Origin of the sequence: Herbaspirillum sp. 1173, assembly GCF_031455335.1 — a bacterium.
GTDB lineage: Bacteria > Pseudomonadota > Gammaproteobacteria > Burkholderiales > Burkholderiaceae_D > Herbaspirillum > Herbaspirillum huttiense.
The window spans coordinates 857,278-884,112 of sequence record NZ_JAVDSP010000001.1 but is presented as its reverse complement, the minus strand read 5'-3'; the positions used below and the strand labels follow the sequence as shown (position 1 = coordinate 884,112).

Annotated in this window: 21 protein-coding genes; 9 read left to right on the top strand and 12 right to left on the bottom strand. The window is 64.3% G+C overall.

Features of this window, described 5'->3' with window-relative positions; translation table 11 throughout:
• Positions 1 to 87: 87 nt before the first annotated feature.
• On the bottom strand, positions 88 to 369 hold the full coding sequence (locus J2X56_RS04035) for a PAAR domain-containing protein (RefSeq protein WP_134136447.1): 282 nt from the start codon (positions 367 to 369) through the stop codon (positions 88 to 90).
• 282 nt (positions 370 to 651) lie between these two features.
• On the opposite strand from J2X56_RS04035, the gene J2X56_RS04030 reads away from it, so the two are divergent.
• Together J2X56_RS04030 and J2X56_RS04025 are read left to right on the top strand one after the other, a co-directional pair.
• Positions 652 to 2,784 carry a TonB-dependent receptor gene (locus tag J2X56_RS04030; RefSeq protein WP_310158385.1) on the top strand — a complete coding sequence of 711 codons (2,133 nt, stop codon included), beginning with the start codon at positions 652 to 654 and terminating at the stop codon, positions 2,782 to 2,784.
• Between the two features lie 66 nt (positions 2,785 to 2,850).
• Positions 2,851 to 4,101: a PepSY domain-containing protein gene (locus J2X56_RS04025; RefSeq protein ID WP_134136444.1), complete on the top strand. Its 1,251-nt coding sequence runs from the start codon at positions 2,851 to 2,853 to the stop codon at positions 4,099 to 4,101.
• A gap of 25 nt (positions 4,102 to 4,126) precedes the next feature.
• Here the strand turns inward: J2X56_RS04025 and J2X56_RS04020 are convergent, their stop codons facing one another.
• Entirely contained in the window at positions 4,127 to 4,951 is an 825-nt protein-coding gene (locus J2X56_RS04020; protein ID WP_121045592.1) for a universal stress protein, read from the bottom strand.
• A gap of 229 nt (positions 4,952 to 5,180) precedes the next feature.
• On the opposite strand from J2X56_RS04020, the gene J2X56_RS04015 reads away from it, so the two are divergent.
• On the top strand, positions 5,181 to 5,597 hold the full coding sequence (locus tag J2X56_RS04015) for a VOC family protein (protein WP_034341547.1): 417 nt from the start codon (positions 5,181 to 5,183) through the stop codon (positions 5,595 to 5,597).
• Positions 5,594 to 6,544, top strand: a complete 951-nt coding sequence (locus tag J2X56_RS04010) for a glyoxylate/hydroxypyruvate reductase A (protein ID WP_134136442.1) — start codon at positions 5,594 to 5,596, stop codon at positions 6,542 to 6,544. Before J2X56_RS04015 ends, J2X56_RS04010 begins: the two co-directional genes overlap by 4 nt.
• A gap of 39 nt (positions 6,545 to 6,583) precedes the next feature.
• On the opposite strand, the gene J2X56_RS04005 is transcribed toward J2X56_RS04010, so the two are convergent.
• From J2X56_RS04005 to J2X56_RS03980, 6 genes are all read right to left on the bottom strand, one after another.
• The gene (locus J2X56_RS04005) at positions 6,584 to 8,011 is read right to left on the bottom strand and encodes a heavy metal sensor histidine kinase (RefSeq protein WP_134136440.1); all 1,428 of its coding nucleotides are present in this window, start codon (positions 8,009 to 8,011) and stop codon (positions 6,584 to 6,586) included.
• Positions 8,004 to 8,696: a heavy metal response regulator transcription factor gene (locus tag J2X56_RS04000; protein ID WP_034341551.1), complete on the bottom strand. Its 693-nt coding sequence runs from the start codon at positions 8,694 to 8,696 to the stop codon at positions 8,004 to 8,006. Before J2X56_RS04000 ends, J2X56_RS04005 begins: the two co-directional genes overlap by 8 nt.
• Before the next feature lie 95 nt (positions 8,697 to 8,791).
• On the bottom strand, positions 8,792 to 11,944 hold the full coding sequence (locus J2X56_RS03995; RefSeq protein ID WP_121045590.1) for an efflux RND transporter permease subunit: 3,153 nt from the start codon (positions 11,942 to 11,944) through the stop codon (positions 8,792 to 8,794).
• Positions 11,941 to 13,185 (bottom strand): efflux RND transporter periplasmic adaptor subunit, encoded by a 1,245-nt coding sequence (locus J2X56_RS03990; RefSeq protein ID WP_121045589.1) that lies wholly within the window; start codon positions 13,183 to 13,185, stop codon positions 11,941 to 11,943. The genes J2X56_RS03995 and J2X56_RS03990 overlap by 4 nt, the downstream gene beginning before the upstream one ends.
• Before the next feature lie 55 nt (positions 13,186 to 13,240).
• Positions 13,241 to 14,701 carry an efflux transporter outer membrane subunit gene (locus tag J2X56_RS03985; RefSeq protein ID WP_227022715.1) on the bottom strand — a complete coding sequence of 487 codons (1,461 nt, stop codon included), beginning with the start codon at positions 14,699 to 14,701 and terminating at the stop codon, positions 13,241 to 13,243.
• A 232-nt stretch (positions 14,702 to 14,933) separates the two neighbouring features.
• Entirely contained in the window at positions 14,934 to 16,118 is a 1,185-nt protein-coding gene (locus tag J2X56_RS03980; protein ID WP_134136437.1) for a citrate synthase family protein, read from the bottom strand.
• A gap of 102 nt (positions 16,119 to 16,220) precedes the next feature.
• Between J2X56_RS03980 and J2X56_RS03975 the strand changes: the two genes are divergently transcribed.
• From J2X56_RS03975 to J2X56_RS03960, 4 genes are all read left to right on the top strand, one after another.
• Positions 16,221 to 17,606 (top strand): CoA transferase, encoded by a 1,386-nt coding sequence (locus tag J2X56_RS03975; RefSeq protein ID WP_134136436.1) that lies wholly within the window; start codon positions 16,221 to 16,223, stop codon positions 17,604 to 17,606.
• A gap of 49 nt (positions 17,607 to 17,655) precedes the next feature.
• Positions 17,656 to 18,348 carry a signal peptidase I gene (gene lepB, locus J2X56_RS03970; protein WP_134136435.1) on the top strand — a complete coding sequence of 231 codons (693 nt, stop codon included), beginning with the start codon at positions 17,656 to 17,658 and terminating at the stop codon, positions 18,346 to 18,348.
• A 108-nt stretch (positions 18,349 to 18,456) separates the two neighbouring features.
• Entirely contained in the window at positions 18,457 to 19,107 is a 651-nt protein-coding gene (locus J2X56_RS03965; protein WP_280920959.1) for a TetR/AcrR family transcriptional regulator, read from the top strand.
• Between the two features lie 321 nt (positions 19,108 to 19,428).
• The gene (locus J2X56_RS03960) at positions 19,429 to 19,863 is read left to right on the top strand and encodes a hypothetical protein (protein ID WP_227022714.1); all 435 of its coding nucleotides are present in this window, start codon (positions 19,429 to 19,431) and stop codon (positions 19,861 to 19,863) included.
• A 20-nt stretch (positions 19,864 to 19,883) separates the two neighbouring features.
• Here J2X56_RS03960 and J2X56_RS03955 read toward each other — a convergent pair whose 3' ends face one another.
• The 4 genes from J2X56_RS03955 to J2X56_RS03940 are packed head-to-tail and all read right to left on the bottom strand — an operon-like array spanning position 19,884 to position 24,047.
• Positions 19,884 to 20,687 (bottom strand): endonuclease/exonuclease/phosphatase family protein, encoded by an 804-nt coding sequence (locus J2X56_RS03955; protein ID WP_134136433.1) that lies wholly within the window; start codon positions 20,685 to 20,687, stop codon positions 19,884 to 19,886.
• Entirely contained in the window at positions 20,687 to 22,996 is a 2,310-nt protein-coding gene (locus J2X56_RS03950) for a VTT domain-containing protein (RefSeq protein WP_310158368.1), read from the bottom strand. Before J2X56_RS03950 ends, J2X56_RS03955 begins: the two co-directional genes overlap by 1 nt.
• 51 nt (positions 22,997 to 23,047) lie before the next feature.
• Positions 23,048 to 23,227 (bottom strand): hypothetical protein, encoded by a 180-nt coding sequence (locus J2X56_RS03945; RefSeq protein ID WP_245202077.1) that lies wholly within the window; start codon positions 23,225 to 23,227, stop codon positions 23,048 to 23,050.
• Positions 23,228 to 23,261: 34 nt separating this feature from the next.
• Positions 23,262 to 24,047 carry an SDR family NAD(P)-dependent oxidoreductase gene (locus J2X56_RS03940; protein WP_209569702.1) on the bottom strand — a complete coding sequence of 262 codons (786 nt, stop codon included), beginning with the start codon at positions 24,045 to 24,047 and terminating at the stop codon, positions 23,262 to 23,264.
• Between the two features lie 348 nt (positions 24,048 to 24,395).
• Between J2X56_RS03940 and J2X56_RS03935 the strand changes: the two genes are divergently transcribed.
• Complete coding sequence (locus J2X56_RS03935) at positions 24,396 to 26,828, top strand: ATP-binding protein (protein ID WP_310158365.1); 2,433 nt, start codon at positions 24,396 to 24,398, stop codon at positions 26,826 to 26,828.
• The last annotated feature ends 7 nt before the right edge of the window (positions 26,829 to 26,835 follow it).

The window sequence follows — 26,835 nt, the reverse complement described above, 5'->3', positions numbered from 1 at the left end:
CGCGTGGGGCAGGGCGGGTTCCTTCCTGCTGCCGCGCGCAGAACATGGCCTGCTCATCCCGGTGAGCGGGCCATTTTTTCGTGGCGATCATTCGTCGTCTTTGGTTGGCGCGATCCTGGCCAACTGCTGGGTCGCGATGAGCAGGGCACCACATGAAGTTTTCATCCCTTCCACGGCCACCCGTCGGCCCAGGTATTCGTAGTTTTCTTCACCTGGCAGGATGATGAATTCACATCGGCATTTCGGACAGTAGCCGCGATGGCCCACCCCGGCCATGGGCTTGCCGTACAGCTTCACATTGTCAAATCCTTGCTGGACAACGCCGCCATGCGAGGTCGGATCGTCGAGGCGGATGATGGCCCTGGTCATATGCAGTCTCTTTCACAGGAGGAAAAGCAGGGAAGATAAAGCCATCGCTCAGCCTGTGGCGCATAGGCGGCAAGAGATCAATCACAATCAGTAATTTTTGCAGCACTGCGTCGAATCATTTCGAGAAGTCAGGGCAGGGACTTCAGAAACTTTGTAAGGAAGGTTTCCTTTTTCTGTCATATTCCATAAAATAAATAAGAACTATTATCGTTCGTATTAAATAAAATGAATATGAAGAGGAATCCCTTGCTCCAGTCGTCCCTGCGCGCCCGCCCCAGCGCCATGTCCCGTGCTCTCCGTCCGGTGTTCATCAGCATGGCGTTGGCCGGCGCTCCTGCGCTGGTGCTGGCGCAGTCCGCCACCGACAGCGCGGCCACTGCCGCCAATGACAGTAGCGCCGGCCAATTGCCGACCGTGACCGTCTCGGCCCCTGCTGCAGGCGAGGGAACGCAGCACCTGCAAAGCCAGTCCAGCGCCGGTGCGCTCGGATCGCGTTCGCTGCTGGATACGCCCTTTTCCGTCACCAGCATCACGGCTGCGGATCTGGCCGACAAGCAGGTCAACAAGCTCGGCGATCTGTTCTACAACGAGGCCTCGGTCAGCGACAACAGCGGTGGCTACAGCGCCTGGGCTTCGTACATCACCATTCGCGGCTTGCCGGCGGACTGGCAGAATTCCTTCCGCATCGATGGCAAGCCCTTCCTCGGCTATGGCATCACGCTGCCCTACGATCACTTCGAGCGCGTCGACCTGCTCAAGGGCTCGGCCGGTTTCATGTATGGCTTCGGCTCGCCGGGCGGGGTGCTCAACTACGTCACCAAGAAGCCGACCGACACCCCGGTGCGCAGCGTCTCGGTGGGCTATACCAGCAACAGCATCTGGAGCGAGCACGTCGATCTCGGCGGGCGCTTCGGCAACGACAACATGTTCGGCTATCGCCTCAATGTCACGCATGACCAGGGCGAGACCTTCAATGAAGGCCACATCCGCCGCAATTCCGCTTCGCTGGCGCTGGACGGACGCCTCACGCGCGACCTGACCTGGGATTTCCAGGCCATCTGGCAGAACAGCAATTCCACCGACCAGACGCCGTCGGTCGTCACCAGCAGCCTGACCGGCAGCCGCCTGCCGTCGGTGGTCAGCGGGGCCGACAAGACCCTGGTCGGTCCGGGCCAGCATCTCGATACCAACTTCCAGCTCTACCAGACCGGGCTGACCTATCGCATCAACCCGGACTGGAAGGCCAACCTCAGCTACAGCCACAGCACCTCCAAGCGCTTCCGCAACGAGGACATCGCGATGCTCTCGGATGCCGCCGGCAACTACACCGACTGGCGCTCGGACAGCCGCGAAGGCCATACCTTCGACCAGTGGCAGGCCATGCTGGAAGGCAATGCCCGCACCGGCAGCATCGATCATCAGCTGGTGCTGGGGGCCTCGTGGCAGAAGCAGGTCAATGATTACTCGATCAGCTCGGTGTACAAGCAGATCGGTACCGGCAATCTCTATACGCAGAACACCAATGCGTATTACAGCAGCACCGAGCTGCAGACCTATCACAACGCCATCATCACCCAGCAGGCGGTCTTCGCCAGCGATACGCTGAACTTCTCGGAGCGCTGGTCGCTGCTGGCCGGTGGCCGCTACAACCAGTTCCGCCAGGATAATTTCAGCACCAGCGGGACCCTCAGTTCGCGCTACGACAAGTCGGCCTTGACGCCTACGGTAGCCTTGATGTTCAAGCCTGAGCGCAATACCACCGTCTACACCAGCTATGTGGAATCGCTGGAGCAGGGCGGCGTACCGGGCGTGACCAACACCAACTACGGCAGCCAGCTGAAGCCGCTCAAGAGCAAGCAGTACGAGGTCGGGGCCAAGACCGATCAGCAGAACTGGAGTGCCACCGCTGCGCTGTTCCGTATCGAACGCGCCTCGGAATACACGCTCAACGGGGCGCTGGTGCAGGATGGCCAGTCCAACTACCAGGGGCTGGAACTGGGCGCAGCCTATCGTCCGACGGCGCAGTGGCAAGTGGCCGGCAGCCTCATGCTGCTGGATGCCAAGTACGACAAGGGCAATACCTACAATGGCAATCGCGTGGCCGGTGCGCCGCGCAACATGGCGACCGCATCGGTCGCCTATCTGGTGCCGCAAGTCGCTGGCCTGAAGCTCTCGGCCGATGCCAAGTTCACCGGCAGCACCATGGCGCGCGCGGCCAACGACATCGAGCTGGCCAGCTATACGCTGTTCAACCTCGGTGCCAGCTACACCACGCGCATTGGCCAGCACGACACGACTTTCCGGGCCTCGGTGAACAACCTGCTGGACAAGCGTTACTGGCAATACCAGTACGAGAACTACATCAAGCCGGGTGACCCGCGTACCTTCAGCGTGTCGGCCAAGGTCGATTTCTGATCTGGTCATGGTCGCCCTCCCGGCAGTCCCTGAATCACTCCGCCAATTAGCCAGGTAATCCAGCCCATGCGCGCACTTCTCGTCCTCCTCCATCGCTGGTTCGGCCTGGCCGTGGCCGTGTTCCTGTTCATCGCCGGCGTGACCGGTGCGCTGATCTCCTGGGATCACGAACTGGATGCCTGGCTCAATCCGCAACTGTTCCATGCCCGCAGCGCCGACCGTCCGGACGCCGGGCAGCCCATGCCCGGGCTGGAACTGGCGCAGCGCGTGGAAGCGGCCGAGCCCAAGCTGCGCGTGACCTATGTGCTCACCGAAGCCGAGCCCGGCCATACCATCAGCATGATGGTCGAACCGCGCCTGGATCCGGCTACCGGCAAGCTGCCGGTCCTGGATTACAACCAGATCGCGGTCGATCCGGTGACCGGTGAAATACAGGGCCGCCGCATGTGGGGCGCGATTTCGCTGGCGCGTGAAAACCTGCTGCCTTTCCTCTACAAACTGCATTACACGATGCACCTGCCGGACATGGGCGGGATCGAGACCGGCATCTGGCTGATGGGCATCATCGGGATCGTGTGGGCGCTGGATTGCTTCATTGCGCTCTATCTGTCCTTCCCCAACTGGCGCAGCTGGCGCAAGTCGCTGGCCTTCCGCTGGCGCGAGGGCGGCCACAAGCTCAACTTCGACCTGCATCGCTCGGGCGGGGTCTGGATCTGGGGCTTGCTGCTGGTGTTGGCGGTGACGTCGGTGTCGATGAATCTGGAGCGGCAGGTCATGCGTCCGATTCTGCAAAGCGTTTCCACCCTGACTGCGGGCCCCTTCGACACGCGTACGCCGATTGCGCCCGAGAAGGTGCCGGAACCGCGTATTTCACGCGAGGAAGCGGTGGCGCTGGGACGCGCGCAAGGCGAGAAGCTGGGCCTGACGGAGCCGGTCGGCGGGGTCTTCTACTCGGGAATGTTCGGGGTCTATGGCGTGGGCTTCTTCCAGCCTGGCAATGACCATGGCGATGTGGGCCTCGGCAATGCCTGGCTGTATTTCGATGCCATGAGCGGCGCCTATGAAGGCGGCAAGATTCCGGGACGCGGCAGTGCAGGCGATATCTTCCTGCAGGCGCAATTCCCGCTGCATTCCGGCCGCATCCTCGGGCTGACGGGACGCGTGCTGATTTCCTTGATGGGCGTGCTGGTGGCGATGCTGTCGGTCACCGGGGTGATCATCTGGGTGCGCAAGCGCCGTGCCCGCCTGCAGCAGCGCGAGCGCCTGGCCGCCCAAAAGACACCGGCCCGCGAGGGGCCGGTGGTGGAGGCGCGCTGAATCCGCGCAAGTGTTGCTGACGGTGTCAGTGCGCCATCAGCACCGGCAGCGTCATGGTCTTGAGGATGGTCAGCGTCACGCCGCCCAGCAGCACTTCGCGGAAGCGGGTGTGTCCGTAGCCGCCCATGACCAGCAGGTCGGAGCCCTTGTCGGCAGCCAGCGAGAGCAGGGCATTGCCGATATCGAGCGTGGTCTGTTCCTGTGCCACTTCCACCTTCACGCCATGGCGCGCCAGATAGAGCGCGATGTCGGCACCGGGCTGTTCACCGTGGGTACCCAGGCGCTTGTCGGAGTTGAACAGCACCACCGTCACGTTGTCGGCCTGGCGCAGCAGGGGCAGGGCGGCCGTGATGGCGCGGGTCGATTCCATGCTGCCATCCCAGGCGATCAGGGCATTCTTGCCTACCTGCTTGAATTCACCGGCGCTGGGGATGATGAGCACCGGGCGCGGTGAATTGAGCATGACGTACTCGGGCAGGTCGGTGAGGAAACTGTCATCGGCATCGTCCAGGTCGGCCTGGCTCACCACTACCAGGTCGGCATAGCGCGCCTGCAGGGCCAGTCCACCCTCGGCGTCGTCATCGACGAAACGCTTTTCGCAGGAGGGCACGCCGACGCTGTTGGCGATCTTGTCGAAATTTTCCAGCGCGGCCAGCGCGCGGTCGCGGAAACCATCCATCTGCGCCGCGATGTAGGCCGCGCCTTCCATGGTGATGAAGCTGGAGATGCCGCTGACGGCGCTGCCGATCAGGTGCGCCTGCTGTGCGCGGGCCAGCTCGGCGGCAATGCGGATGCGCTGGGCGGCGTGGCGCGACTGGTCGACGTGGACCAGGATGGACTTGTAGCTCATGGTGGCTCCTCGGAAATTCGTGGGGGAAGACATCCGGGGCGGGATGCCATGCAGGCAGATTAGGCCGGGCACCTCCATGCGTCCAGCGCAAATCCCGAACTGCTTGACGCATGTCAATCCTGCCCCGTGGCTCTTGTAGGGAAGCATTATTGGCTTGTTTCCATACAAGCATGACGGTTGCGGTATGCTTGTCGGCTTTCGCAACCTGCCTGCCGATCCGGGACTGTCCATGCCATCCATCTTCCACCTGGCCTACCACGTGCGCGACCTCGACCAGTCGCGCCACTTCTATTGCGACCTGCTGGGTTGCGCCGAAGGGCGCAGCACCGAAACCTGGGTCGACATCGATTTCTTCGGCCATCAACTTTCGCTGCACCTGGGTGAACCGTTTGCCGTGAGCAATACCGGCCATGTCGGCCATCATCTGGTGCCGATGCCGCACCTGGGGGTGATCCTGCAACTGGATGAATGGCAGCAACTGGCGGATCGCCTCAGCGCCAGCGGGGAGGTGCAATTCGTGCTGGCCCCGCAGATCCGCTTTGCGGGCGAACCGGGCGAGCAGGCCACGATGTTCTTCCTCGATCCCTCGGGCAACCCCATTGAAGTCAAGGGCTTCCGCGATCTGGCGACGGTGTACGCCAAATGAGCGCGCCCATGCCGATCCCCTTCGTCAGCCAGAGTGATCCCGCTGCGGTAGCGTCGTGGTTGCAAGCTTTGCGCGCGGCCATGCCGGAGGAAGAGATCATCGCCTTCAGCGAGCTGGACGAAGACCAACGCGCGCAATGCCGCGTGGCCATCGTCGCCAATCCTGATCCGGCGCAGCTGAAATTGCTGCCGCAACTGCAGTGGGTGCATAGCGTCTGGGCCGGAGTCGAGCGGCTGGTGGCCGATCTCGGACAGAGCGACTTGCAGATCACGCGCCTGGTCGATCCGCGCCTGGCCGCCACCATGGCCGAAGCCGTGCTGGCCTGGACGCTCTATCTGCATCGCGACATGCCGCATTACGCGCGCCAGCAACAGGCGCGGCAATGGAGGCCGTTGGACTATGTGCTGCCGGAGCAGCGCCGCGTAGCCATCCTCGGCCTGGGCGCGCTGGGTGAAGCGGCAGCCGTGGCATTGCGCCAGGCGCGTTTCCCGGTGCTGGGCTGGAGCCGCAGTGCGCGCAACGTGCCCGACGTGCGGACCTGCAGCGGCATGGACGGACTGGCGGAGATGCTGGCACAGACCGACATTCTGGTCTGCCTGCTACCGCTGACGGCCGAAACGCGCGGACTGCTGGATGCAGTGCGGCTGGCACTGCTACCTCCTCAGGCACAGCTTATCAATTTCGCACGCGGGCCGATCATCAATGATGAGGCGCTGCGCGAGGCGCTGGATGCGGGCAGGTTGCGCCATGCGGTGCTGGACGTGTTCGCCACCGAGCCCTTGCCGCCAGAGGCGTGGCCCTGGTCGCATCCTGCGGTGACGGTACTGCCGCATTGTTCGGCACCGACCGATTCGGGCACCGCTTCAGCCATCGTGGCCGCCAATATCCGCCGCTATCGCAACACCGGAGAGATCGCTGCCAATGTCGATCTCAAGCGCGGTTATTGAGCCATTGAGCCATCGCGCCATTGAGTACAACCGGCGCGTTCACTGGCGCGCGATGGTAAAGCCGATGGTATTGTGCCCGCCACTGCTGCTGGCAAAAGCGCGCCCGCCGTGCATGCGGGCCACTGCCTTGACGATGGCCAGCCCCAGGCCGTGGCCGTGGCTGCCGTTGATGTCCTGGCGCGCGCTGTCGACTCGGTAGAAGCGGTCGAACAGGCGTGGCAGGTGTTGCTCGTCGATGGCCGGGCCGGGATTGGTCACGGCCACGCGCACCATCTCTTCGCCACCGGAAATGTCGATGCGCAATTGCGCGCCCTGCGGCGAATGCTGGATGGCGTTCTGGATCAGGTTGGTGAGGGCGCGTTTGAAGAGCGCCGTTTCCATGGTGGCCGTGGCCTCCAGATCGCCCGCCACGGTGATGGACATGCCGGTGTCGTCCAGCACGAACTCGAAGAAATCCACGGTCTTCTGCACCGCTTCGGCGACCCGCACCGGTACCCGGGCAGTGGCCGCTTCGCCCTGGTCGGAGCGCGCCAGGAACAGCATGTCGTTGACGATGGAACGGATGCGGTCCAGCTCTTCCAGGTTCGATTGCAGCACGTCCTTGAATTCCCCCGCACTGCGTTCGCGCGCCAGCGCCACCTGGGTCTCGCCGATCAGGTTGGCCAGCGGCGTGCGCAACTCATGGGCCACGTCCGCATTGAAGGCTTCCAGTTGCGTATAGGCCTGCTCGATGCGTTCGAGCGCGCCGTTGAAGGCATCGGCCAATACCGACAATTCTTCCGGCAAGGCTTCCACCGGCATGCGAGCTGACAGTTTGCGTGGCGAAAAGCTTTGCGCGCGCGCTGACATGCGCCGCAGCGGGGCCAGCCCCGCTCGAGCGATCCAGTAGCTGGAGATGACCGCCAGCACGATGCCCAGCAGCGAAGAAATGCTGGTGGCCAGCAGGAAGGTGCGGCGCATCTCGAAGTAGGGAGCGCCATCGACACCGACCGTCACGCGCACTTCAGGACGATCCTCGAAGGCCGGCAGGGTGCGCGTCATGATGTGCAGTGGATAGGCGCGTCCCGGCAGGTGCAGGCGGCCGACCTGTTTGCCGTCGGCATGATTGATGGCCGAGGGCGCGAGCCGCGTCAGGTCGCCATAGGTGTAGCGGGGATCATCGCTGGCGATCCAGAAGAACACGTGCTGGTCGGCCTGCGAGAGCGTCGACAGTTTCAACTGTACGCGGGCCCAGCGCTCGGTATTGCCGGCGCGCTCGATCTGGTAGCTGATGTCGTTGAGGGTGGTGAAGAGGGCATCGCGTTCGTGGCGCAGCAGTTCCCCCTTCAGGACGGTGTAGAGCGCCACGCCGGCCACTGCGAAGATCAACAGGGCCGACGCCGCCGACATCAGCACCAGCCGCGCGGTGATGGATTGGCGCAGCGGCAGGCGGCGCTTCTTTGCCGGCGCGGCAGCGGTCTCACTCATCGCCGGCATCGGAGGTGGCGCGCGGCTCCAGCACGTAGCCCATGCCGCGCACGGTATGCAGCAGCTTCTGCTCGAAGGGCGCGTCGATCTTGGCGCGCAGGCGCTTGATGGCGACTTCCACCACGTTGGTATTGCTGTCGAAATTCATGTCCCAGACCAGTTCGGCGATGGCGGTCTTGGAGAGGATCTCGCCCTGTCTGCGTGCCATCACGGCCAGCAGGGCGAACTCCTTGGCGGTGAGGTCGATGCGCAGCCCGCCCCGGAAGGCCTTGCGCGAGATCAGGTCGATCTGCAGGTCGCCGATGCGCAGCTGCGGCGCTTCCTGCACGCGGCCACGGCGGGTCAGGGCCTGCAGGCGGGCCAGCAGTTCCAGGAAGGAGAACGGCTTGATGAGGTAATCATCGGCGCCGTCATGCAAGCCCTTGATGCGGTCTTCCACGCTGTCGCGCGCGGTCAGCATGATGACCGGCGTCTGCTTGACGGTACGCAGCGAACGCAGCACGGCAAAGCCATCCAGGCCCGGCAGCATCACGTCCAGCACGATGACGTCGTAGTCATGCTGGATCGCCAGGTGCTGCCCGTCGATGCCGTTGCTGGCCACATCCACCGCGCATCCCTGCTCGGTGAGGCCCTTGCAGAGGTATTCGGACATCTTTTGCTCGTCTTCGACTATCAGGATCTTCATTCGGTCTCCACTGGCCGCGCCGGGAACATTCCCCGGCGCCGGCCCATGCCGGATTCTACCTTCCCGGCTCCCCTTGTTGATGAACAGCTACGGAGTCAATGTTCCTGCGCCAGGCGCGCGGCCTTGCGTTCCTGCCTTGCCTTCTTCTTGCGTTCGTACCAGTAGTGCGCACGGTCCAGGTAAAGGTAGACCACCGGCGTGGTGAAGAGCGTGAGCGCCTGCGACAGCACCAGACCGCCGACCATGGCATAACCCAGCGGACGGCGCAGCTCGGAGCCGGCACCATGGCCGAGCATGAGCGGCAGGCCCGAGAGCAGGGCGCACATGGTGGTCATCATGATGGGACGGAAGCGCAGCAGGCAGGCCTGGTAGATCGCTTCTTCCGGCTTCATCCCCTGGGTGCGCTCGGCGGTGAGGGCGAAGTCGATCATCATGATGCCGTTCTTCTTGACGATGCCGATCAGCAGGATGATGCCGATCAGGGCGATCACCGACAGGTCGTAACCGCCGATCATCAGGATCAGCAGTGCCCCCACGCCGGCCGAGGGAAGCGTGGAGAGAATGGTCAGCGGATGGATGTAGCTCTCGTAGAGCAGGCCCAGCACGATGTAGACCGCGATCAGGGCGGCCGCGATGAGATAAGGCTGCGAGGCCAGCGAATCACCGAAGGCCTTGGCCGTTCCCTGGAAGTTGCCCACCAGGGTCTGCGGCACGCCCATCTCGTCCTTGGTTTTCTGGATGATGTCCACCGCCTCGCCCAGCGAGACGCCCTTGGCCAGGTTGAAGGAAATCGTCACCGCCGGGAACTGGCTCTGGTGGCTGATCGACAGGTAAGAGGTCTTGGTGGTATCGACCTTCACGAAGGTCGACAGCGGCACCTGCTGGCCGGTCAGGGGCGAGGTCAGGTAGAGTTTGTCGAAGAGTGCAGGATCCTTCTGCAACTGTGGCGTCACCTCCAGAATCACGCGGTAGCTGTTGATCTGCGTGAAGTATTGCGCCACTTGGCGCTGGCCGATGGCGTCATAGATGGTGGCATCGATGAGCGAAGGCGAAATGCCGAAGCTGGAGGCGCGTGCCCGGTCGATGGTGATGACCGCTGCTGCTGCCTGGTTCTGCTGGTCGGAGGCCACGTCGGTCAGCTGCGGCAGCTGCCGGAAACGCTCCAGCATGCGCGGTGCCCAGACGTTCAGTTCATCGAGGTCGGTGTCGGTGATGGTGTACTGGTACTGGGTGCGCGAGAGGCGGCCACCAACGTTGATGTCCTGGCTGGCCTGCATGAACAGGTTCACGCCTTGCACCTTGGCCACCTGCGGACGCAGGCGCGCGATGACTTCGTCGGCATTGGTGGTGCGGCCTTCATCCTTGGGTTTCAGTGCGATGAAGAATTGTCCGGTATTGAAGGTGGTGGAACCGGCGCTCATGGCAAAGCCGATCACGTCCGGATCTTTGCGCACCACCTCAGCCACCTTCAGCAGCCGTTCCTGCATGGCCGCCGAAGACGTATCCTGGGCCGACTCGGCAAAGCCGACGATGACGCCATTGTCCTGCTGCGGGAAGAAACCCTTGGGGATGAAGATGAACAGCACCACCGTCAGGGCCACCGTGGCGATGAAGCTCATCAGCGTGATGAACTGGTGCTTCATCACCACGTCGAGCCCGCGCTTGTAGCCATTGAGCATGGCATCGAAGCAGCGTTCGAACCATTGATACAGCTTGCCGTGCTGACGGCCATGCTCGTTCTTGAGGAAGCGCGAGCACAGCATGGGTGTGAGCGTGAGCGAGATGATGACCGAGACCGCAATGGTCAGCGTGACCGTCACTGCAAATTCGCGGAACAGCCGCCCGACGATGCCACCCATCAGCAGCAGCGGAATGAACACCGCCACCAGCGACACCGAGATCGAGATGATGGTGAAGCCGATTTCGCCCGCGCCCTTGAGGGCCGCTTCCAGCGGCGACATGCCTTCCTCGACGTAGCGGTAAATGTTTTCCAGCATGACGATGGCGTCATCCACCACGAAACCGACCGCAATGGTCAGCGCCATCAGCGAGAGGTTGTCGAGGCTGTAGCCGACCACGTACATGACCCCGGCCGTGCCCATGATGGCCAGCGGCACCGTGACCGACGGGATCAGCGTGGCCGCCACATTGCGCAGGAACACGAAGATCACCATCACCACCAGCGCGATGGTGAGCACCAGGGTGAATTCCACATCCTCCACGGAGGCGCGGATGGTCTGCGTACGGTCGATCAGGGTGTTGACGTTGATCGCCGCCGGGATGGCCGCGCGCAGGCGTGGCATGGCGGCCTTGATGCGGCCCACGGTCTCGATCACGTTGGCACCGGGCTGCTTGGTGATGGCCAGCACGATGGAGCGGCCATTGCTGATGGTGTGATCGGCCGTATTGGCCGCACCGGCGAAGGCCCAGGCGGCGATCTTGTTGTTCTCCGGGCCGTCGATGGCGATGCCGATGTCCTTGACGCGGATCGGCGCGCCATTGCGCCAGGCCAGGACCATGTCGTTCCACTGCTCGGCCTTGAGCAGCTGGTCGTTGGTATAGACGGTGAAGGCCTGGCGCGCGCCATCGACCGTGCCCTTGGGCTGGTTCACCGTGGTGGTGGCGATGACGCCGCGAATGTCTTCCAGGCTGATGCCCAGCGTAGCGATCTTGGCCGGATCGACCTGGATGCGCACGGCCGGTTTCTGCTGGCCGTTCACGCTCACCAGGCCCACGCCCGAGATCTGCGAGATCTGCTGGGCCAGGATGTTGTCGGCATAGTCGTTGACCACCGTCAGCGGCAGCGCATCGGACTGCACCGACATGATCATGATGGGCGAATCGGCCGGATTGATCTTGCGGAAGGTCGGCGGATTGGGCAGGTTGGCCGGCAACTGGCCGGTGGAGGCGTTGATGGCGGCCTGCACGTCCAGCGCGGCGGCATCGATGTTGCGGTTGAGGTCGAACTGCAGGGTGATCTGGGTGCTGCCCAGGGTGCTCTGCGAGGTCATCTGCGAGAGACCCGCGATCAGCGAAAACTGGCGTTCCAGCGGCTGTGCCACGTTGGAGGCCATGGTCTCGGGACTACCTCCCGGCAATTGCGCAGTCACCTGGATGGTGGGGAAATCGACCTGCGGCAAGGGCGCGACCGGCAACAGCGGCCACACCGCGATGCCCACCAGCAGGATGGCGATGGCCAGCAGCGTGGTGCCGATGGGGCGCTTGATGAAGGCGGCGGAGACGCTCACTTGGTGCTTCCTTTCGCGTCAGCGTTGGCGGCAGGCGCAGCAGCAACAGCGCCCTTGGCCGGCTGCGGCTTGCTTTCCACGATGCGGCTGCCCGGCTTGAGCTTGTACTGGCCGTCGATGACCACGCGCTGGTCCGCCGTCACGCCGCTGTCGGCGGCCAGCACGGCGACGCCGTCCTGGATGCGGTCGACCTTGACCGGTTGCATGTTGGCCTTGTCGTCCTGGTCGATGGCATAGACATAAGTGCCTTGCTGGTTGCGCTGGATGGCGGCAGCGGGCACGGTCAGGGCGTTGCCGTGGCTGTTCATCTGCAGGCGGGCATTGACGTACTGGCCCGGCCACAGCTTGTGTTCGGCATTGTCGAAGCGTGCCTTCAACTGCACAGTGCCGTTGGTGGTGTTGATCTGGTTGTCCAGCAGGATCAGCTTGCCGGTGGCCAGTACTTCCTGAGAGTCGCGCGCATAGGCGACCACCTTCAGCGGCTGCTGGCTGTTGCGCTGGGCCCGGTTGATGCCGACCACGGCTTCTTCCGGCAGGGTGAAGACCAGCGTGATCGGATCGATCTGGTTGATGACCACCAGGCCATTGGCATCGGCCGCATGCACGATATTGCCCGGATCGACCAGGCGCGCACCGACACGACCCGAGAGTGGCGCATTGATGGTGGTGTAGCTCAGTTGCACCTTGGCATAGGCCACCTGCGCCTCATCGGTCTTGACCGCTGCCTCCAGCTGCGCCACCAGCGCCTTCTGCGTATCCAGCTGCTGCTGGGTGGCCGCATCCTGGCTGCGCAGGGTGGTGTAGCGCTGCAGGTCCAGGCGCGCATTCATGAGGGTGGCCGCATCCTTGGCCCGTTGCGCCTCGGCCTGCGCCAGTTGCGCCTGCAGCGCACGCGGGTCGATCTGCGCCAGCAGTTGTCCCTTCTTGACCTCCTGGCCTTCCTCGAAGCCGACCTTGTCCAGCTGGCCGTCGATGCGGGTCTTGACGACCACGCTGGCATTGGCGGTGACCGTGCCGACGCCGGCCAGATACAGCGGCAGATCGCGCTCCTGCACGCGGGCCACCGAGACCGATACCGGGGGTAGTGCCTTGGTGGCAGGCTGATCGGCCGCGGTGGCGCGTTGCATGGCGCTCCAGCCGCCGACGCCGGCGGCCAGGATCAGGGCTGTCGCCACGACGATGGCCAGCGGGGAGCGTTGCGGAGTCGGGGAAGTCTTGGGGGAGTTGGGTGAGGTGGTCATGCCTGAAACTCGTCCTGGAAAATGCACATGGGATTCGGAAGATGGGCCGCGCACATCAGCGCGCAGCCATCGGTGCCTGCACGCTGGCCGGATCGGTCTGTCCGACCTGCCAGCCGCCGCCGGTGGCCTTGATCAGCGCCACGCTGGCGACCAACTGGCGGCCCAGCAGGGTGACTGCGCTGCGCTGGTTGGTCAGGGAGGTGGCCTGGGTGGTGACAACCGACAGATACGTCACGGTGCCGGCCTGGTACTGGCTCATGGCCAGCCGTTCGGCCAGCTGCGCCGATCTGACGGCCTGGGCCTGGGCCGCGCTTTCCTGATCCAGCACGCGCAGGGTGGAGAGGTTGTCTTCCACGTCCTGCAGGCCGGCCAGGACGGTCTGCTTGTATTGCGCAGCGGCAGCGTCATAGGCGGCCATCGCTGCGTCGTTGCGGGCAGTGCGCGCGCCGCCATCGAAGAGCGTCTCGGCCAGCGCTGCACCCAGCGACCAGACGCGGCTGGGCGTGTTGAACAGGTCGGCGAACGAGGCGCTGTTGTAGCCGCCGGTGGTCGACAGGGTCAGGGTCGGGAAGTAAGCCGCACGGGCCACGCCGATATTGGCGTTGGCGGCAGCGGCCAGGCGTTCGGCATTGGCGATGTCGGGGCGGCGCTCCAGCAGGTCGGAGGGCAAACCTGCCGGAATCTGCGGCAGGCTGGCCTGCAGGCGCAGGGCATTGGCATCCATGCCGCTGTCGGTGGCCGCCGCCGCTGGCAGGGGAGCCAGGCTGAAGGCCGCCGGTGCCTTGCCGATCAGCATGGCGATGGCGTGTTCCAGCTGGTTGCGGGTGGCGTCCAGGTCGATCAGTTGGGCCTGGGCCGAGCGCAGCTGCGTCTCCGCCTGGGCGACGTCGGAACGCAGGGCGGTACCGGCTTCGTATTGATGGGTGGTCAGTTGCAGCGAGCGGGTATAGGCCTCGACCGTGCGGCGGTACAAATCCTTTTGCAGGTCCGTCACGCGCAGTTGCAGGTAGTTCTGCGCCAGCGTCGCCTGGATCGCCAGGCGGGCCGCGGCCAGGCTGGCGGCGCTGGCCTGGGCGCTGGCATCGCCGGCCTCGGCACCGCGCCGGATGCGGCCCCAGACGTCCGCTTCCCACGAGGCATTCAGGCCCACGGTGTAGCTGTCGCCCAGGCGTTGCACGCCGTTGGTATTGGTCTGCGCCCGGGCCGCACCGGCCTGCGCGCCGACGGTCGGCCACAGGCTGGCGCGCGCCACGGCGGCTGTGGCCTGGGCCTGGCGATACTGGGCAGCGGCTTGCTGGATGGTTTGGTTGGCGGCGTTGGCCTGATTGACCAGGTCGTTGAGGATGGGATCGCCATAGGCTTCCCACCAGCGTTGATGGTCATCGGCCTGGCGCGGCGCGGCCACTTTCCAGGGGCCTTGTTCCTTGTAGGCCTGGGGCAGATCCATGGCCGGGCGCACGTAATCGGGCCCGACCGCGCAGCCGCCCAGCAGCGCGGCCAGCACCAGTACCGTCATTCCCTTCTTGGCGCGGAAGGGGGAGTGTTGTGGGTGATGAGTGAAATGACGAAGACGGGCGCTGGCTGCGACGCGGCGAAACGGGACGACCATAGGGCTCACGATGATGGCTTGCGGATGAAGGACTGGCCGGCAACGCGGCACCCCTCAGCACCCGAGGCCGACCCCTGCTTACGGCGCTAATGTAAGCCCGGCCGCTCAACGCGAGGCTGACATCAACATGACAATTTTGTCAGCCAGGACGTACACCGACATAGGCAGCCCGCGGCCGGATCAGGCTGCCGCTGCGGCCCTGTTCCAGCGCATGGGCGATCCAGCCCAGCGAACGCCCCAGCGCAAACAGGCCGAAGGCACTGCCGGGCGGCAGGTGCAGATGGCGCCGCACGGCGGCCAGGGCAAAGTCCACCGAGGGGGGATGGCCGGTCAGTTCGCGGACCACCTCGATGGTTTGCTGCCAGCGCGGATGGACCGGCAGCAGCGGCGCCAGCAGGGCGGAAGCGCGCACGTCACCCTGCGGATAGAGATGGTGGCCAAAGCCGGGCAGCTCTTCGCCGCGTGCCAGCCGTTGGCGCAGGCTGGCAGCGGGATCGTCCTGTTCATCCAGCGTCTCGAGCAGGGCTTCGACACGCGCCGTGGTGCCGCCATGCAGCGGCCCGGACAGCGCGGCCAGCCCGCCGATGACGGCCGCCTGCAGGTTGGCGCCGGTCGAGGCAATGCATCGGGCAGTAAAACCCGAGGCATTGAGTTCGTGGTCGGCGCACAGCACCAGGGCACGGCGTACCAGCTGCGCACCGGCCGCATCCAGTCCCCAGGCGCTGGCACATTGCTGGTGCAGGGGCGCGGTGGAAGGCGCCGTTCCGAGCAGGCAGGCCGCCAGGCGGCGTACCAGCAAGCCGCAGCTGGCCAGCTGGCGCGCCAGCGGCAGGTGCCATTGGGCGCCGATGTCTTCAGCGCAGGCCAGGGCAAACAGCGGCAGCAAGGTTTGCTCGGCGCGGCCTGCGCTCCATTCGGACTGGACGCTCTCCAGCCGCGGCGGCCGGGCCGGCGGCACCGGGCCGAAGGCATCCTCCACCGCGCAATCCCAGAGCAGGGCGGCGACCTCTTCGACGCTGGCCTCGGCGCTCAGGGTCACGGCATCATGGCCCCGGTAATGGAGCCGGCCGTCTTCGATCAGCGTGAGCGCCGATTCCAGCACCGGCAAGCCCCAGTCCAGTGCTGCCCGTGCCACCTCGCGCGGCTTGCGTCCACGGGAGCGGCTGGCGGCCAGCCGCTCGACCTCGGCGGCCAGGTAGCGGCGGTCGCGGGCCTGCCCGCCGGGATGGGCGTGCAGCAGGCCGCGGCTGACGTAGGCGTAGAGCGTCTGGCGGGATACGCCGAGCAAGGTGGCGGCCTCGGAAGAGGAAAGATAGCGGCTCATGGGGGCCCTGAAAGACAGACAAGTTGATTAAATTAATCAATATTGACGATTAATTCAAGGCTAGTATCCTGCAGTCATCGCCCTTTCATTCCGAGGATTGCCATGACATCCCTTTCCCCCTCGCAAGCCATGCTTGCCATGATGTGGAGCGCCCTCGACGGCGATCCTGACGCTCTTGCCGCCGTGGGCCTGACGGGCGAGGGCGGTTTGCCGTCGGTGTTTGCCACCACCGACCTGGCCCAGGCCTCGGTGGCGGCAGCCGGACTCGCGCTGGCCGGGCTGGTCAGCGGTGCCGGCGGGGCTTACCCCGAGGTGAGCTGCGATCGCCGCCTTGCAGCGATGTGGTTCAGCAGCAGCCTGCGGCCCGAGGGCTGGGCGCCGCCGCCTTTGTGGGATGCGGTAGCGGGCGATTACCGCGCCGCCGATGGCTGGATCCGCCTGCACACCAACGCCAGCCATCACCGTGCTGCAGCCCTGGCAGCGCTGGGGCTGGATGCAGGGCAGGCCACGCGCGAGGACGTGGGTCGTGCCGTCTCGGGCTGGCGCGCCAGCGAACTGGAAAGCGCCGTGGTAGCCCACGGTGGCTGCGCCGCCGAAATGCGCAGCCAGGTGCAATGGGCAAGCCATCCGCAAGGCGCGGCCGTGGCGGCCGAGCCGCTGGTGGCCTGCCGTTACTTCGATGCGGCTGCGGCCGCGCCGCGCCCGGTGGACCCGGTGCGGCCACTGGCCGGGGTGCGGGTACTGGATCTGACGCGGGTGCTGGCCGGCCCGACTGCCACGCGTTTGCTCGCCGCTTTCGGGGCCGATGTGCTGCGCATCGACCCGGCCTCGTGGGAGGAGCCCGGCGTGGTTCCCGACATGACGCTCGGCAAGCGTTGCGCCGGACTGGACCTGCGCCAGCCAGCCGGGCGCGCCGTGCTGGAAGCGCTGGTGCGGCAGGCCGACGTGATGGTGCACGGGTATCGTGCCGATGCCCTGGAGCGCCTGGGGCTGGGTGCGCATCGGCGGCGCGAACTGAACCCCGGGCTGGTCGATGTGGCCCTCAATGCCTACGGCTGGAGCGGTCCGTGGTCGTCGCGGCGCGGCTTCGACAGCCTGGTGCAGATGAGCAGCGGCATTGCCGAGGCCGGCATGCGCGCCGCCGGCAGCGACAAGCCGGTACCGCTGCCGGTGCAGGCGCTGGACCATGCGACCGGTTATCTGATGGCGGCGGCCGCCGTGCGCGGGCTCACCCGGCGCCAGACCGGTGGCGGCAGCCAATACCGCTTGTCGTTGGCCCGTACTGCCCGCCTGCTGGCCGATTATCCGGCCGGCTCAGGCCAATCGCCGCTGGCCCCCGAAACGATGGCCGATGTGCATCCGCATCTGGAAATGACCGTCTGGGGCCCGGCCCGGCGCCTGCGAGGCCCGCTCAGCGTGGGGGCGGCCGAGATGGCGTGGGACCGGCCGGCCTCGCCCTTGCGCAGCGTCCAGCCCGCATGGAGCTGATTTCATTTAGCATGGTGGTCTTCGTGAAAACAAACAACGAGACGGCAACATGAGCTTCCCCCTCAAACAACTGGCAGCAGCCAACAAGGGCCTGCTGGCCTTCATCGCGCTGATGGTGGTGTTTCGCAGCGCCATCGCCGACTACAACGTGGTGCCCAGCGGCTCCATGCTGCCGACCGTGATGGTGGGCGACCGCATCCTGGTCGACAAGCTGGCCTATGACCTGCGCCTGCCGCTCACCCACATCAGCCTGCTGCGCCTGGGTGAACCGCAGCGTGGCGATATCGTCACCATCGATTCGCGGCAGGCCGGCGAACTGCTGCTCAAGCGCATCATCGGGCTGCCGGGCGATGTGGTGGAGCTGCGTGACAACGTGCTTTTCATCAATGGCCAGCCCGCCAGCTACGGCCCGGCGCACGCGCGTCCCGAAAGCGGAGATGGCGTCGACCAGGCGCGCTACCGCGATGAAAGGCTGGACGGGATGAATCACCTGGTGCGCCTGTCCGAGGCCCATCCCAGCATGCACAGCAGCTTCGGCCCGGTGGTGGTGCCGGCCGATCATTACATGATGCTGGGCGACAATCGGGACAACAGCATGGATTCGCGCTACTTCGGCTTCTTCGCCCGCAGCGAGCTGATGGGGCGCACCCGCCGCATCGCCTTCTCCCTGGATGCCGACCAGTTCTACAAGCCGCGTCTGGAGCGTTTCGGCCGTCCCTTGGACGCGGTGACGATGCAGTAATGAGATTTCCGGGATTTTTGTCACAAAAATCTTCGTTTTTTTGCTGTCAATCGCTCAAGTTGTCCAAAAGCATGCCGTTATCAATGACGGAAAACATGCCTTTGTCATCTGGAGCACATCATTTCTCTCACCTTCATCTCCGATCCGGCCACCGGTCGCCGCAGGAATGCCGTCAGTCATGACGCCATCCTCGATGCCACTTATGTGATGCTCGAGGAGATCGGTTTCGACAAGCTCTCCCTGGAGGGCGTGGCGGCGCGCGCCGGCGTAGGCAAGGCCACCATCTACCGCTGGTGGCCCAACAAGAGCGCACTGGCCATGGAAGCCCTGCTGCGCGCGGTCGAACCCTTGCCGCCGCTGGGCGACAGCGGTTCGGCCCGCGACGACATCGAACAGCACATGCTGCAACTGTCCCAACTGTTGCGTGGCAAGTCCGGCCGGGTGGTGCGCGAGATGATCGCGCTGGCTCAGTTCGAGCCCGAGAGCCGCCGCATTTTCAACGACAACTACCTGGAGCCGCGCCGCCTGGCGCTGGTCAACGTGCTGCGCCGTGGCGCCCAGCGCGGTGAATTCCGGGAAGATGCCGACCTCAACCTGGTCTTCGACCTGCTGTACGCCCCCGTACTGCAGCGTCTGCTGACCGGCAGCGCCGACATCGACGAACGCCAGATCCAGTCCCAACTGAAACTGGTCCTGGGCAGCATTGCGCTGTCCCAACCCCTTTTGACGCCAAGTAAAATTTCGAGCCAACAAACGTAAATTTTATTGAGCAGTACCCCGATTGCACCTAGAATCCGAGACGAAACGTATCGTATTGGTTCTGGGCAAGTGAACTTTTGCGTCAAAAATCAGCGATTCCGGGCCACCGGGATACGCTGAAAGCGCCAGCAGACGGCGGCTTTCGACGACAAAAATCCATCTCTTCCTCCGCAGAGGGCGCGGAGGACAGCCCTCGGGAAATGCGAGCCACCTGCTCAGTGGGTGACCTGCTTCTTCCCATGCACCGGTGCAGGCCGGCGCAATTCCAGACGACGTTGATCCGAACAGTCATTGCCAGCATCCCTCACGGGAGACTGGCGCATGGTTGCCGCCGCGCATTTGGGCGTCGTCACGACGGCGCGTGGGCAACCCAGGGGCAGACCACACATGCAACATATGCCAGTGCAAGGGGGAAATATGCACAGCAACGCTATGCAGTCATGCCGGGGCGGTGATGCTTCCGGCGATGGCCAGGAATTCTGCCGCCGCTATCGCAAGATGCGGCGCTGGTGTCTCACCGGCTTCGTCGGCATTCCGTTTTTGCTGGGATTTCTCTGGCTGCAGTTCGTCGCCGCGCGCAGCGGCGGCGAATTGTTTTACGCCGATCACGTCTGCGATTGCCGTGAGGCAGTCTCGATGTGGGTACGCGATTATGTATGGACGCAGATGATCTGGCTGCCCGGCAACATGCTGTTCCTGCTGATCTGGATCGCGTTGGCAGTCAAGCTGTGGAGCGGCAAGCGCAGCGCAGGCTGATCCTTCGCGTTATCAGCTGGTCAGCCATCGATATGGGCCACCAGCGGCAAATGGTCAGAGGCCACGCGTGACAGGGCGGTGCGGTGGACCTGCACCTGCAGCAGGCGTTGACGCGGGCTGATCCAGATGCGGTCCAGCGCAAACAGCGGCCAGCGAGATGGGAACGTGCGCGGCGCGGGTGCGGCCTCGAAGTGGGAAACCAGCCAGCGCAGGGCACGCCCCCACATGAACCATTCATTGACGTCGCCCATGAGGATCACCGGTGCCTGGTCGGTATCGAAGGCCTGCAGCAGCCGTTTGATCTGGGCACGCCGCTCAGCGGGCTTGAGCCCCAGATGGGTGGCGATCACGCGCAGCATGTGGCCGTGGCAATCGATATCCGCATCCAGTGCGCCGCGCGGTTCGCGGCTGCCGAAGGACAAGTCGATGCTCTGTTTGGCCAGAATGGGGTAGCGGCTCAGGACGGCATTGCCATAACGGCGTTCGGCACTCTCCATGGTCGGTCCCTCGACCGCGAAAAATCCAGTCTCTTTCCTCAGCAAGGACAGCACATCCGGCTGCGAGGAGCCGCCCAGGGGCACTTCCTGCAGGGCCACCACATCCGCATTGATTTCCTTGAGCACCTGGACAATGCGCTGCGGGGAGAATACGTCATCGGTGCCGATCGCCCCATGGATGTTGTACGTCGCCACGGTGAGCGGCCATGGGTCGAGGTCGCGCAAGGGCACATCGCCGGTGAGGACGAGTTCCGTATCGGAACGCGCCTCCGCCGTCGATGCCGGCTGGTGCTCGGCGGCACGATGGGACAGGCTACCGGAGCGCATCAGGCCTGCCTCGCCTCCACGCCATGCTCGGCGCTGACGCGCGCCATGTCCTCATCGCCCGGAGTGCGCGGCGCAGGGCTCTTGCGGGCGGACGGTGCGGACGATTTCGATTTCTTCCCGACGCGCGGCTTGAGCAGCTTCTGCAAGCCAAACGCCATCAACATCAGCGCGGCAGTCACGCCGACGAGAATCAGCACAGTCTGCAAACTCGGATGGCGAATGGCTTCGGCCAGATTGTGCGAGAACACCACCGTCAACGCGATACCCGGGGCCATGCCGATCAGGGTGCCCAGCAGGTAATCGCGCAAGCCAAGGTGCGACGCACCCGCCACCACGTTGACGACCGTGAAGGGCGCAATCGGCAGCAGCCGCACCACGGCCATGGCAGCGATGCCGCGCTGGGCAAAGCGTCGGCTCAGGTTGTTGATGCGTGGACCCAGCATGTCGCGCAGCGCGTCATGCCCCAGCCAATGGCCCAAGCCGAAGCCGAGCAGGGCGCTCAAGCCCACGCCCGCCGTGGCATACAGGCCGCCATTCACCGGCCCGAACACCACCCCCGCGACCGCGATCAGCACCGTGATGGGTACCATCAGCATGCCCGCCACCACGAAGGCCGCAATCACGATGGCCGGCGTGAAGGGCATCTGGTCGACGCTGCGCGCCAGCGCAATCAGCGAGCTCAGATTGATCCATTCGCGCAGCGGCGTGAAGCGCCATGCCAATGCAAAGACCACCAGCGCCACGGCGAGCACGCCCAGGCCGATCATGCGGCGCGGGACCGGCTTTCTGGCACTGTGCGGCACATAAGCATCGACGATTTCATCGGGACTGATGGGGCGTTCCGGATCGAAGACGGCATTGTCCTGGGTCAAGGCATCCAGCTCGGGGATGAGGCGCGGATCCATGGGGCGCAGTTCGCGCCGTTCTGCCTTGCGCAAGCGGGCGATGGCGCCATGCAGGCTCTGCTCCTGCTGAAGGGCGGCTTGCACATCGGCAGGTGCGACGCCCAGATGCTCGGCCAGCAGGCGGTTGCGCATGAGCGCGATGGCCGCGCGGATTTCGTCCTGCTTGGCGGCATCGCCCTGCAATTCGATGGTCAGGTTGCATTCGGTGTCGAAGGCCATGGAGCGATTGCTCATGTTGGCCGAGCCGACCGAGAACAGCCGGTCATCCATGCTGAAGACCTTGCTGTGGACGTTCAGGCAGCAGCCATCTTCCAGGCCGGGCAGGTGCGGGCAATACATCTGGTAGCGCGTAGCGGCCTGCTCGCCCTGGTTTTCCAAGGCGCTTTTGAGACGGTGATGGATGCGGGCGCGCAGCGCGCCCATGGTGGCCTGCTCCAGCCAGCCGCTCTGGGTCTGCGGAGATATGACGGCCACTTCGGGGCCTTGCGGTTCGCGCAGGCGCGCGCCAATCGCTTCGGACAGCACGTTCGAGGTGAAGTACTGGTTTTCGAAGAACAGGTGATGCTGCGCGCCGGCGATGGCATCAAGATAGAGTTCGCGCACTTCAAACACCCCCGGACGTTCTTCATAGGCAGGTTCGGTGCGCGAGATGCCGACCCGCAGATCGCACACATCGGGCTCGAAACCCTGAGGCCAAGGATCACCGGCAGGCATGCTGGTGGTTTGTGTCAGCGCAGTACGGCGTTCGGCGTAGCCGGCCAGGCTCCAGCGCCGACGCGCCAGTTCGCCCAAGGCACGGGCGACATCGCCATCGACCATGGCCTGCACGTCATGGAAAGGGGCGTAAGGCTTGTCGTCGGGATCGCGACGCAGCGGGTTCTCTGGCAGATGTTCCGGCGTATCCCAGCGGCAGCGGGTCAGGTCGAGGCCGCCCACGAACGCCAGCTTGTCATCGATCACCACAATCTTCTGATGATGCGAAGCGCCGACCGGATGGCGCGCATCGGTCCGGAAATGCAGACGCTTGTTACGCGCACGGCCCGGCTTGCGGGCAATCATCCATTCACGTTCGAGCGCGTAGAGCATGGCGTAGTCCCAATTCAGCACGCGGATGTGCAGATCGGGCTGGCGCTCGACCAGCGCATGCAGCAGGTCACCCAGCTGCGGCGGCAGGCCGTCGTCGGTGTCAGTGATATCGGGTACCAGGACGGTACGGCTGTCGATATCCCAGCCGAGAATGAAGACGCTGCGCCGGGCGTTGATCAGGGCCATGCGCAAGGCGCGGAAATAATCGGCGGCGTCGATGAGCAGCTTGAAACGCTGCGCATGTTCCACCCGCCAGCAATTGCGGCCGGGCTGCAGCAGCCCCGCTGCGGGGGAGTCCTGGACAGGGGTGGACGACATCATGGCCTCCGGAGACACGTGACTTTTGTGATCGTTGTGGTGTGAATGGGATCAGGGCTTGCCAACAGACATCGGATGTTCATCCGTGTCGGTCGATTGCCGGGACGCATCCGTCGCGCCTTTGCTGCGCTCTTGCAGCGCCTGGTGCGGCAGAGGCTTGGGCTTGCGCTGGTCCATGCCGGTCTCGGTGGATTCCGTGGTTTCTTCGGGCAGGGGAATTTTGTCGCTCACGATGGGCTCCTCTTCACTTTCAATCACTTGTGGTTCATTGCGGCGGCTGGCCGTTGGAGGCGGTGACGCCACCGTCGACCGGCAGGTTCACACCGGTCACGAAGCCGGCATCAGGGCTGGCCAGGAAGGCGATCACGGAAGCAATCTCCACCGGGTCCGCACCGCGTCCGAGCGGAATGCGTTCGGCGAACTTGGCCAGCTGTTCCTGGTCCTCCGCCACATCGGCGGTCATGCCGGTGAAGGTGAGGCTGGGGCAGACTGCATTCACGCGCACGCCCTTGCGGCCGAAATCCAGGGCCATGGCGCGGGTGAGGTTGACGACGGCACCCTTGGATGTGTTGTAGGCCGCCAGATTCCAGTCGGCCCCCAGTCCCGAGACCGAGGCCACGTTGACGATGCAGCCGCGCGTCTTCTCCAGATGGGGCATGGCCTCGCGCGCCCCGTAGAACACGCCGTTGACGTTGGTGGCCTGGACGTGGTGCCAGTCTTCCGGGCTGACCTGGGTGATGTCGCCTTCGGCAAAAATGCCGGCGTCGCTGACCAGGACGTCGATGCGGCCAAAGCGTTCGATGGCGAAATCCACCATCTGGCGCACGTCTTCATGGTGCGACACATCGGTTTCACGCGCGGCGCTGCGCTCGGCCGGAAGGGAATCGAAGACCTTGGTCAGTGCGGCAGCATCGCGGTCGGCCAGCAATACCTTCGCGCCTTCGTCCGAAAAGCGGCGCGCAGTCGCTTCGCCGATGCCGGAGGCGGCCCCGGTAACGATGACGACCTTGTCCTTGAAACGTTGCAATTGGGAGGGATTGAGGCTGGGCATGCGGGCTCCTGTTCAACTGGCAAAGCAAATGGGTAAGCGTGATGGCAGCAGGGCGCAGGGGGCCATGCCGCCAAAAGCTTCACATTAGGCCCTTCCTCGGCGGCAGCCCATCGGACAGCTCCCCAAGCTGATGTAGGAAGATGCTGTCGCAGATCGCCCCTGGCAGGGCAAATGCGAGTCTCCGATAAACGCGAAAGTGTAATTTTTTGTTGTCATGGAGCAGTAATACTTCAGTGCAACAATGCGCCCCGCATCCAGACCGGCTGTTCATTCGTTCAGTTTCCAGGGAAGAAACTGAAGCAAATGACCAAACCTGCGCCGGTTCACCGCCACCTCAAGGGGAATTCCATGACCATCCGCATGCGTATCACGCTATTGGTGATACTTACCTTTGTCGCGATCGCCGGTATCGGTGGCTACGCGATGATGCAATCCCGCAGCAGCGCCGTGGAGGTGCGTTCGGTGACCGAGGGCGTGATGCCCAGCGTGCTGGCCTCGGCCGATCTCATGGGGCAGTTGAAGGATGTGCAGTTGGCCGCCATGGTGATGGTCAACGAGACCGACAATCAACTGGTCGCGCAGGAAAACGACAAGCTGGCCGAGAAGAAGGCCGTGCTGGAAAAGGCACTGGCCCTGCAGGCGCAGCAGGCTGAGGGCGTAGCGCAGCGCGGGCTGATCGAGCAGGCCAAGGAAAGCCTGGACAATTACTTCGGTGCCATCGATACCACCGCCAAGTTCAAGCTGGCCGGCAAGAACGAGATCGCGCAAGCGCAATTCTTCGGCGGCGTGATGCAGTACCAGACCGAGCTGGAAGGCATCGTCAACACCCTGCGCATCGAGAAGAACCGCTTCAAGGACAACGCCATTGCCTCGCTGAACGGCAAGCTGGCGCAGACCACTACCACCATCAGCATCGTCACCGTGGTGGCAGTATTGCTGCTGGGTGGCCTGGGCTTCCTGCTGTATCGCCAGATCACCGGTCCGATCAGCCGCATGGCCGCCATGATGGGCGAGATCGCCACCAGCCAGGACTTCACCCGCCGCCTGCCGGTGCAGCGCATGGACGAAGTGGGCCATTCCATCGTCGCCTTCAATGGCATGGTCGAGAAGATCGAGGAAGCCTCGGCCCAGGTGCGCCAGAAGACTGCCGACATGCAGGCCATGTTGCAGAACATTCCGCAGGGCATTCTCACCATCGTCGATGGCAACAAGGTGCATCCGGAGTATTCGGCCTTCCTCGAAACGGTGTTCGATACCACCGACATCGCCGGCCGCGACGTGATGGAACTGGTCTTCTCCAACACCAATCTCGGCGCCGACACGCTCTCTCAGATCGAAGCCATCGGCGGTGCCTGCATCGGCGAAGACGTGATGAACTTCAGCTTCAACGAACACCTGATGGTCGGCGAAATTGAAAAGACCATGGCCGACGGCAGCGTGAAGATCCTCGATCTCTCCTGGTCGCCCATCACCGATGAGCAGGACATGGTGATCCGCCTGATGCTGTGCGTGCGCGACGTCACTGAATTGCGCCACCTGGCCGCCGAAGCCAACGAGCAGAAGCGCGAACTGGAAATGATTGGTGAAATCCTCGCCGTGGCCCCGGCCAAGTTTGCCGAATTCATCGTCAGTGCCCGCCGCTTCCTGGACGAGAACGAGCAGATCGTGCACCAGAACCCGCAGGCGACGGCCTTCGCCATCGCCAAGCTGTTCCGCAACATGCACACCATCAAGGGCAACGGCCGCACCTACGGCCTGCTGCACCTGGCCAACGTGGTCCACCACACCGAGCAGCATTATGACGACCTGCGCCATCCGGCCAGCGGAGCCGTCTGGAACCAGGAACAGCTGCTGCTGCAACTGGCCCAGGTGCGCGAGATCATCGACCGCTACGCCCGCATCAACGACGTCACGCTGGGCCGCGGTGCCAGCGCCGGTGCCGGCGGCGACCAGGTGCTGCCGGGCTACCAACGCCATGTCCTGACCATCGACCGCAAGCACATCCAGGAAAGCCTGCTGCGTCTGGAGAACGTCAATACCGCCAACCTGCACGAGCTGGTGGCCGTGCGCAACGACGTGCGCCGTACCCTGCGCCTGCTGGGCACCGAGACCATCGAGGAAGTACTGGCCCCGGTCATCGATTCGCTGCCGGCGCTGGCCAGCGACCTCGGCAAGTCGGCCCCGGTGGTGCAGATCGACGACAACGGCTACGTGGTCCACAGTTTTGCTTCGCCGCTGCTGCAGAACGTGTTCATGCACCTGATCCGCAATGCCGTGGATCACGGCCTGGAATCGGGCGAAGAGCGCCTGGCCAAGGGCAAGCCCGAAGCCGGCACCATCAAGCTGGAAATGGGCGTGATGGAAGACATGTTCCAGATGGCGCTGTCTGACGATGGCCGTGGCCTGGCGCTGCACAAGGTGCGCCAGATCGCTATCGAGAAGCAGCTCATCAGCGTGGACCAGGTACTGACCGATGCCGAGATCGCGCGCCTGATCCTGCAGCCGGGTTTCTCTACCCGCAGCGAAGTGACCGAGGTGTCGGGACGCGGCGTGGGCATGGATGCAGTGCTGGACTTCGTCACCCGTGAACACGGCAAGATCGAGATCCGCTTCATGGATAGCGAAGAGGGGGCTGCCTTCCGTGCCTTCCAGATCATCGTGATGCTGCCGGAAAACGTGGCGGTGGAAGTCGATGGCATCGACGTGCCGTATCCAATGGCGGGACAGGAAATCGCTGCACCGGCGGTGCTGCCGCCGGGCGGCGATGCACAGGTCGCCTGATTCACCT